We start from the raw sequence: 1,050 nt of genomic DNA, 5'->3' as shown, positions 1-1,050 counted from the left end.
TTTGTTTCTGCTGGGGCTTTGATCATGGGCGATGATGTCAATATCACCAGCCAAAATACAAGCAATTCCACAATAACTAATTCAGGGCGGATTGCGGCAAACCACCAATTGCATGTGCATGGTGGGGATATCCTCAGTCAAGGGGGGCATTTTGCTGCTGGTGGGGATGCTGTTCTCCTTGCGGAGAAGAATATTCGTTTAGATGCAGGGCGCACAACGGTTGACGGCGTGGAGACCGTTTTAAACACCGAGGCGCTTTCTGCTGGTGGTAATGCAACGGTGATTGCTAAACAAGATATAACCGCCTCAGGGGTGGGGATCACCACCGGAGGTGATCTTGCCATGGCTACAGAAGAAGGCAACTTGACGATCGGTTCAGCAGAAACCCATTACCATGATGAACACGGTGATGCTACCATGCATCATAAATCAGAAGTCAACTCTGGAGGCTCAACGACACTTCTCTCTGGACAAGATTTGAATATTTTAGGCTCTGATGTTCAAGCAACGGATAAACTTCTCTTACAAGCTGAGGGCAATGTTTCGATTGATGCCACACGCAACAGTACCAATAGTCATCGCGGGGATCAAACCTTTCATGTCGCCGTGCACAATGGCTCTCATTTAAGTTCTGGAAAAGATACCACTGTCATCTCAGGTCAAGATATCCATATTGCTGCTTCCGATATAGATGCCAAGGGCAATGTTGGTCTTGGTGCCCAAGGGGAGATAACAATAGGGGTGAGAAACGATGAGATGGAGTATCATCTTCGCACCAAAAACACGAAAGTGGATATGCAAGCCTCTCATGCCGTTGGATCTTCGATAAAATCGGGAGGTGACACCACGGTCATTGCAGGGCAGGATGGCAAACCGCATGATCTTAGCATCACAGGCAGTTCCATTGCGGCTGATGGCAAGGTAGGGCTGAAAGCCAGCAACGATGTCCTGATCAATAATGCAGAGGATAGCTTACATTATGAGATGTCGTATCACAAAGACGGTGGGGTGTTTAGTAGCAGCAAATCTGAGCATAACAAGATGGATGTG

At 47.7% G+C, this 1,050-nt stretch carries 1 protein-coding gene; it reads left to right on the top strand.

Features of this window, described 5'->3' with window-relative positions:
* Positions 1-1,050: hemagglutinin repeat-containing protein (locus ACFIM6_RS09910; RefSeq protein ID WP_375612678.1), on the top strand; the 1,050-nt coding region annotated here is incomplete at both ends.

It is taken from the genome of Bartonella sp. AA9NXGY (assembly GCF_042196845.1).
In the GTDB taxonomy this organism is placed as follows: Bacteria; Pseudomonadota; Alphaproteobacteria; order Rhizobiales; family Rhizobiaceae; genus Bartonella.
This window is presented reverse-complemented; position numbering and strand designations above follow the sequence as displayed.